Annotated in this window: 9 protein-coding genes and 1 pseudogene; 6 read left to right on the top strand and 4 right to left on the bottom strand. The window is 30.0% G+C overall.

Annotated elements, in window-relative coordinates; genetic code table 11:
- Positions 1–85: 85 nt before the first annotated feature.
- Positions 86–1135 carry a 2Fe-2S iron-sulfur cluster-binding protein gene (locus B4J88_RS01375; RefSeq protein WP_291065992.1) on the bottom strand — a complete coding sequence of 350 codons (1050 nt, stop codon included), beginning with the start codon at positions 1133–1135 and terminating at the stop codon, positions 86–88.
- A 99-nt stretch (positions 1136–1234) separates the two neighbouring features.
- Here B4J88_RS01375 and B4J88_RS01370 point away from each other — a divergent pair, with 99 nt between their 5' ends.
- Together B4J88_RS01370 and B4J88_RS01365 are read left to right on the top strand one after the other, a co-directional pair.
- The gene (locus B4J88_RS01370) at positions 1235–1600 is read left to right on the top strand and encodes a methylglyoxal synthase (RefSeq protein WP_019973715.1); all 366 of its coding nucleotides are present in this window, start codon (positions 1235–1237) and stop codon (positions 1598–1600) included.
- Positions 1601–1710: 110 nt separating this feature from the next.
- Positions 1711–2106, top strand: coding sequence for a hypothetical protein (locus B4J88_RS01365; RefSeq protein ID WP_125349351.1), 396 nt, complete (start codon positions 1711–1713; stop codon positions 2104–2106).
- Between the two features lie 53 nt (positions 2107–2159).
- Here the strand turns inward: B4J88_RS01365 and B4J88_RS01360 are convergent, their stop codons facing one another.
- The 3 genes from B4J88_RS01360 to B4J88_RS01350 all read right to left on the bottom strand — a co-directional run bounded on the left by B4J88_RS01360 (position 2160) and on the right by B4J88_RS01350 (position 3803).
- Complete coding sequence (locus tag B4J88_RS01360; RefSeq protein ID WP_152606146.1) at positions 2160–2591, bottom strand: hypothetical protein; 432 nt, start codon at positions 2589–2591, stop codon at positions 2160–2162.
- 94 nt (positions 2592–2685) lie between these two features.
- Positions 2686–3342, bottom strand: coding sequence for an NAD(P)-dependent oxidoreductase (locus B4J88_RS01355; RefSeq protein WP_038335757.1), 657 nt, complete (start codon positions 3340–3342; stop codon positions 2686–2688).
- Between the two features lie 53 nt (positions 3343–3395).
- Positions 3396–3803 carry an RrF2 family transcriptional regulator gene (locus B4J88_RS01350; protein ID WP_038335755.1) on the bottom strand — a complete coding sequence of 136 codons (408 nt, stop codon included), beginning with the start codon at positions 3801–3803 and terminating at the stop codon, positions 3396–3398.
- 108 nt (positions 3804–3911) lie between these two features.
- On the opposite strand from B4J88_RS01350, the gene B4J88_RS01345 reads away from it, so the two are divergent.
- From B4J88_RS01345 to B4J88_RS01330, 4 genes and pseudogenes are all read left to right on the top strand, one after another.
- Positions 3912–4487 carry a Crp/Fnr family transcriptional regulator gene (locus B4J88_RS01345; protein ID WP_038335750.1) on the top strand — a complete coding sequence of 192 codons (576 nt, stop codon included), beginning with the start codon at positions 3912–3914 and terminating at the stop codon, positions 4485–4487.
- Complete coding sequence (locus B4J88_RS01340; RefSeq protein ID WP_038335749.1) at positions 4480–5079, top strand: hypothetical protein; 600 nt, start codon at positions 4480–4482, stop codon at positions 5077–5079. The genes B4J88_RS01345 and B4J88_RS01340 overlap by 8 nt, the downstream gene beginning before the upstream one ends.
- Before the next feature lie 80 nt (positions 5080–5159).
- The gene (locus tag B4J88_RS01335) at positions 5160–5915 is read left to right on the top strand and encodes a DUF4241 domain-containing protein (protein ID WP_038335748.1); all 756 of its coding nucleotides are present in this window, start codon (positions 5160–5162) and stop codon (positions 5913–5915) included.
- A 383-nt stretch (positions 5916–6298) separates the two neighbouring features.
- Positions 6299–6715, top strand: a pseudogene (locus tag B4J88_RS01330) (IS982 family transposase); the annotation flags it as partial.
- Positions 6716–6734 lie beyond the last annotated feature (19 nt).

Genomic DNA, 6734 nt, shown 5'->3' with positions numbered 1-6734 from the left:
CGCTATTTCAGGACGGGACATTATCATAAAATAAAAAGACGAAAATTTATAATTTCCGTCTTTTTTTATTAGATATTTTTTGTTCTTAAACTTCGTCAAAATCAATTGCTAAAGTAGCTGTTTTTGGACGAGAAATACACGCTAACGTCATTCCTTCTTCATAATCAGAATCTGTTAATACATAGTTGTCTCCGATATGCACTTCGCCTTCCTTTATCTTACACATACAAGACGAACAGACACCACCTTTACATGAATAAGGCGCATCAATACCAGCGTCTAACATTGTATCAATCAAATTTTTTCCTCTATCCCAAGTCACTTCAGAAGTTTCTCCATCAAGTGTTACAGTAACTTGAACCGTTTGAGGTCCTTCGTCATGTTTTGTAAAAATATCTTCTGTTTTCACTGAAGGATTAAACATTTCGAAATGAATATGTTTCTCGATAATTCCCGCTTCATTGATTTTCTTCGCTAAAGTCAAAATCATTTCTTCTGGTCCACAAACCATTGCTTCATCGACTTCATTGATATCAATAATTTGATTCAAAATTAAATCAAACTTCTTCTCATCAATTCGTCCGTTGTAAATAAAATTCTCTTGATCTTGATGCGTATAGAAATGATGAATAAAAACATTGTTTGGATATTTTTGTTTCAATTCTGTCAAACGCTCTTTGAACATGATTGAGTTTTCATCTCTATTTACATAAAAAATATGAAAATTTACCCATTCTTCAGTCTGCAAAGTAAACTCTAACATACTCATAATTGGCGTGATTCCACTACCCGCCGTAAAAGCTAATAACGTACGTTTTTCGTTTGGTTTTGTTGGAATTGTAAAACGTCCACTTGGTGTAGAAACTTCCAATTGATCACCAACTTTTAGTTCATTTGCTAAATAAGAAGAAATCTTTCCATTTGGTTGAGATTTAACCCCAATGCTCCATTTTTTATCATTAGGAGATTCACACAAAGAATAATCTCTTCGTTCTCCATTAATATTAAGAGTGATATATTGTCCAGGTAAAAAATTGTATTCTTCGTGTAATTCCTCAGGAACATCAAACGAAATTTGAACAGCATCAGCCGTTAATTTTACAATTTCTTTTACTGTTAATAAATTAAATTTCATAGTCGTATACTATTTATAATTCTTAAAACAACTCGTTATTTAAGATTGTTCTGCTAACTTTGTACAAAAGTAAGATTTTAGATTAAATAGAAAAAATATATGGAAATAGCATTGATCGCTCATGATGGAAAAAAAGCTGAAATGGTCAATTTTTTAATGAAACATAAAGAAGCTTTAAACAAAAATAATATCACATTTATTGCTACAGGGACTACAGGAAAGTATGCAGAGCAAACTGGACTAAAAGTAACGCGCTATCTATCTGGTCCTCTTGGTGGTGACGCGCAAATTGCCGCTCGAGTTGTAGAAGGAAAAACAGATATGGTTTTCTTTTTTAGAGATCCGATGGGAAAACATCCGCACGAACCAGATGTAAATATGTTACTGAGACTGTGCGATGTACACAATATCCCATTAGCTACAAACCCAGCGACAGCAGAAATGTTATTGGATCATTTGAAATAATTATTCTTAAGCTAATCTTAAGTTTATTTTGGTTGTTTTGGTGGATAATTTATTTAATATTGAATAGAAATTTTAACTGAATATAAATAACAATTCAAAACCAAATTACAATGAATTTAATTAAAAAAACAGCTATCGCGCTTAGCTTATTTGCATTTACTGGATCTACTGTAGCATTTGCTCAAACTAAAACTCCAACTAAAACTGCTAAAACAGAAATGGCAAAAACAAAGGCTACAACTGATAAAAAAGTAACAGAAACAAAAAAGGATGTAAAAGCAACTACAACTAAGAAAACTGATGCAACTGCTAAAACAGTCAATGACAAAAAAGTAGCTTCAGAAAAAAAAGTGGAGAAAACGACTACTCCAAAAAAAGAAACAAAAACGACTGTAGCTAAAACAACTACTGCAGGGACTTACAATGGACACAAAGTTTATGTAGGACCAAAAGGTGGAAAATACTATATCAACGATAACGGAAATAAAACGTATATCAAACAATAGTTTTTATCCGAATAAAAATAATAAAGGCTGTCTTATTTGTTAGGACAGCCTTTTTAAATTACATTTTTATAATAAATATTTTCTGGATTTTGAGGATCGATTAAAATATCAACCTCTTTTCCTTTCTTTAGATTCTCACTTGCGTTAACATCTCCAAAATATTCAAATTCTGTATAATAAATTTTTTCAGTATTTGGATGTTTATAAAAAACTTCAACTATATAGTCTGGCAAATGATTTTCTCCTAATAAACCTCTTTTTATTTCAATAATATGTGCTTTTACTTTTACTCCTTTATTTACTAATCTTGAATGATTTAGGTAGTCAAATAAATTGACAAAACCTAAATATCCCATAAACAAACTACAGAACAGAAAAACTACTCCAAGCAGTTGATTAAAAAATACACCAAGATTTAGAAAAGAGCATATTAGAACAAATCCTAAACTTAGAATTAAACATCCTATTGCGATTGACAATTTCATTATTCTTGTATTTGCTATCTGTTTTTCACAAACCGTACCAAAAACAAAAAATTGTCCTATAAAAATAATTTTATTATAAATTTATTCAAACACCTTAATAAGCTGCTGTAAATCTACTTTTTATATGATTGGCATTTTCAATTTCATCTGCAATCACCACTGCAACATCTTCCACAGACAAAATACTACGACCTTCTGCATTGAAAACAGGTACATCATTCCCTAAACGATACGTACCTTTTCGCTCTCCAGAAGTTCCTTGATGCATTTCTGGCGCTGGAGAAAACATTGTCCAATCCAACTCATTATCTTGTTTCAAGATATTATAATAATCTCTCGCAGCCAAAGCGCCTTGTTTTATTTGCTCAGGAAAATCTGGCGCGTCTACAATTTGCAGTTCTTTTTTATCATTCACATACAGACTTCCCGCTCCACCAACAACAATCAAACGTTTTACACCAGCCAATTTAGTTGCTTCTTCAATTGCTTTTGCGCCTTTCAAATAATCTTCATAAATATTTGGATTTGTCCAACCTGCATTAAAAGCACTTACAACCACATCAGCACCTTTCAAATCTGTCGCCAAAGCTTGCACATCGTTTACATCTAATGCCACTTTAGCTACGTTTTTACTATCCAAAACGTTGTCTGTATTTCGCGCAAATGCTTTGATAGATTGATTTCTGTTTACCAATTCTTCTACAATATGTGAGCCTACAAAACCTGTTGCTCCAATTACTGCTACTCTCATTTTATTTAATTTTATATTGTAATTAATTTTGTTACATTTAAAGATAAAAAATTTTACTGAAATTCATCACAAAATTGCTTTAAAGTTTTATGATTTAACGACTTAATCAACTCTGATTCAGCATCATCAAATAATTTTTCAAGATTGTTATTCATTTGTTTACCAACTGGACATTCTGGATTGGTATGATTCATTCTTCCAAAAACATTTTCTTGATTGACAATTTTATAGACATCGCCTAACAAAATATCAGCAGAATCTTTAACTAAGTAAATTCCTCCTTCTTTCCCTTTTTTCGAATCGATGAAACCTGCTTCTTTCAAGAATTTAATCTCACGACGAACCACAACAGGATTCACATTAATACTTCCCGCAATAAAATCAGAAGTTATTAATTGTCCCTTGAATTTTTCAGTCAAAACTAAAATATGAATCGCCGTTGCAAATCTTAAATTATTCATTTCTCTATATCGATGGGACAAATTTAGTACAAATTTTTTAATTGTAACAAATATTGATACAATTTTATTGATTAATTTCTCTTAAATTTGTTGCATACTCCTATACATATGGAAAATTATAAAAAACATTTATCAAATATTATTGATCTGACAGAAGAACAATGGGCAGAAATTGAAAAATTTTTGGTGGTAAAACACATCAAAAAGAATGAATTTATTTTAGAACCTGGCGAATATTCCGAAGATTATTTTTTTGTTGAATCTGGCGTTATTCGTTCTTATACAATAGATGAAAATGGAAAAGAACATGTCTTGCAATTTGGTACAGAAAATTGGATTGTAAGTGATAGAAATAGTGCTTTTTGTAAGCAACAATCAAAATTTTATATTCAAGCAATAGAAGATTCTACCGTTATTTTATTGAATGAAAAATTGAATGATTTAATCACTCGATTAAATCCAAATTATTTAGCTGCTCAAAATAAATTAATTCAAAATCATGTGCGTAGTTTACAAGATCGTATTAATTTGTTACTTGGTGCATCTGCAAAGACTCGTTATTTAGAATTTATGCGTCTTTATCCCAACCAACTCTCTCGCATACCGCAATGGATGATCGCTTCATATTTAGGCATCACACCCGAAAGTTTAAGTAGAGTTCGTAAAGAAATAGCACATGGATAGTTATAGTTTTGAAATTTTTGTACCAGAAAAACCTAAAAAAAATAATAAACAGATTGCAAAAGTCATCTTATCATTTCTCGCCGTTACTGTAATTAGTTTTGTGTTTTTGGAACTGAAAGTGTTCAAAAATCAAACGTATTATTACATTTTTATTGGGCTTTTAGCAACAGCTGTTGCTTATTGGAATGGTTATTTTAAGCGACCTTCGGCAGAATTGAAAGGTAATTTTGATGGAAAATTGACATTTACAAAAGATACAATTTCTGTAAAGGATCAAACTTTTTCAATCAACGATTTGTTTTCTATTGTCATTGATAATGAAGATTACAAAGGAAAAGCTGTAAAGGAATTTGGTGAGTTCGAAAATCCAGAAGGTTCGCACGGAATTAGTAATTTGATTACATTAAAAACAAAAGATAATCAATTTGTTGAAGCTTATTTTTTACAAAAATCGTTAAATGAATTTTCTAAAATCGAATCATTTTTAATTCAATATTACAAAAACAATTTACTTTCTGAAGATGATTTAATTTCGATCATGCATTTAGAATATGATATTGATAAGAACGAATTGAGAAAAAAATTAAGATAATTTAATTTTTCACTAACATATAAAAGTTGAGTTACTCTCATTATTTAATGTAATTTTGTACCACTTAAAAACAATAATTTATGCAACCAACAGCAGAATGGTTAAAAACTTGGGAATCTAAAAGAGAATTCACTTTAGCTCCTAATGATTTAGAAAAATATTTTACAGATAAAGAAATTGGAGGTGTAGAAATCGACCAAATCGAAATGGGAGAAGTTTCTTTACCATCAGGTAAAATCTTTGTAAATGATCCTTTGGGAGAATATTTATCAATGGATAAAGATCCTTATTTCCTTGAAACGCCAAAAGGTAATTTTCCTGTAACTGCAAGCATCGTAAAATTTGAAGACGATGGTGACGTTGAGAATTTGATTGGTTGTATCAAAGTTGCTTTTACAAACGAAAAACCTGTTCGTTACGAAGAAGCAATGAAAGGGATTGAGTTGATTGACGAATTACAAGAAGGAGAATATTTTGGTTTTTCTATCGAAAGTGGTTTAGCTACAATTGTTGATGCAGAAGCAAAAGATTCTTTTGTAAAATTTATTGATGAATTCGAAAGCAAAGGTGATGTAAATTTATACGATGATTATTTCAATGCATTATTCGTAGAGAACGCTAAAAATAACCCAAAATATCAGTCAGAAGAAGGAGATTGGATCAATTGGACAATTCCAAATACAGAATTCAAATCGCCAATTTTTCAAGCTGGTTTTGGAGAAGGAATCTACCCTGCTTACTTTGGTTACAATGAAAAAGGAGAAATTGTTGCATTTTATATTCAATTCATCGATGCTGAATTAGAAGATTCAGAAGATGATGACGAATGGTTGTAATTAATTTTTCGATCAAATAATATTTAAATCCTTCAAGAAATTGAGGGATTTTTTTGTTTAGAAATATGTATTTTAACATATTGTATATCATATTAAACAGAATGAGAAAACTTCTTATTAGCATATTTATTATAGAAACAATAAGCTGTTCTAAGAAAATTGATTATCAAAATACAATTTCAGCAATAGAATCCAATCAAGATTTATTTGATGATAATTACAGTTTAAGAGGGAAAACTAATATTTTTTATAATGATTCTATCCACTACTTTTATTTGGAATACGATACAATAGAATACCCGTTGTGCATTTTGATTAATAAAGAATAAAGTTGTTCATTTGATTGAAAATCAGTAAATTGTTTTAACTACAAAACATTTACAATGAACAACTTACTTGCAAATTACGAAAGAATATTGGAAGTTCTACGAAAAATATCAACAGATACACTTTTAATTTATCAACGTAGAAGACCTAAACTTTTTGATTTAGAACTCATCAGTCTTGTCTTAACCGCTGAATTTATGGGTATTGATAGTGAAAATCATTTATTTCGAAATCTTCCTAATGCGTTAAGTTGTAAAATTGAGCGTAGTATTTACAATCGTAGAAAACGTAGATTATCAGAGCAAATTAATAGTATTCGCCTCAAATTATCGAAAGAATATAATGAATTTGAAAATTGTTTTAATCATTGATAGTATGCCGTTTCAGTTTTGTAAAATAGCAAGTATAAATAGCTCAAAATTTACAAGGAACACTAGTATAATGCACAAAACAGAGGTTTTTGTGCTTCTCAGTAAATGTCTTTTTATGGTT

This window comes from Empedobacter sp. UBA5036, assembly GCF_002415215.1.
Taxonomy (GTDB): Bacteria; Bacteroidota; Bacteroidia; order Flavobacteriales; family Weeksellaceae; genus Empedobacter; species Empedobacter falsenii_B.
This window is presented reverse-complemented; position numbering and strand designations above follow the sequence as displayed.

Coding starts and splice junctions, on each gene's coding strand:
- B4J88_RS01375 (WP_291065992.1), bottom strand. CDS start 1,135: ATGAAATTTAATTTATTAACAGTAAAAGAAATTGTAAAATTAACGGCT.
- B4J88_RS01370 (WP_019973715.1), top strand. CDS start 1,235: ATGGAAATAGCATTGATCGCTCATGATGGAAAAAAAGCTGAAATGGTC.
- B4J88_RS01365 (WP_125349351.1), top strand. CDS start 1,711: ATGAATTTAATTAAAAAAACAGCTATCGCGCTTAGCTTATTTGCATTT.
- B4J88_RS01360 (WP_152606146.1), bottom strand. CDS start 2,591: ATGAAATTGTCAATCGCAATAGGATGTTTAATTCTAAGTTTAGGATTT.
- B4J88_RS01355 (WP_038335757.1), bottom strand. CDS start 3,342: ATGAGAGTAGCAGTAATTGGAGCAACAGGTTTTGTAGGCTCACATATT.
- B4J88_RS01350 (WP_038335755.1), bottom strand. CDS start 3,803: ATGAATAATTTAAGATTTGCAACGGCGATTCATATTTTAGTTTTGACT.
- B4J88_RS01345 (WP_038335750.1), top strand. CDS start 3,912: ATGGAAAATTATAAAAAACATTTATCAAATATTATTGATCTGACAGAA.
- B4J88_RS01340 (WP_038335749.1), top strand. CDS start 4,480: ATGGATAGTTATAGTTTTGAAATTTTTGTACCAGAAAAACCTAAAAAA.
- B4J88_RS01335 (WP_038335748.1), top strand. CDS start 5,160: ATGCAACCAACAGCAGAATGGTTAAAAACTTGGGAATCTAAAAGAGAA.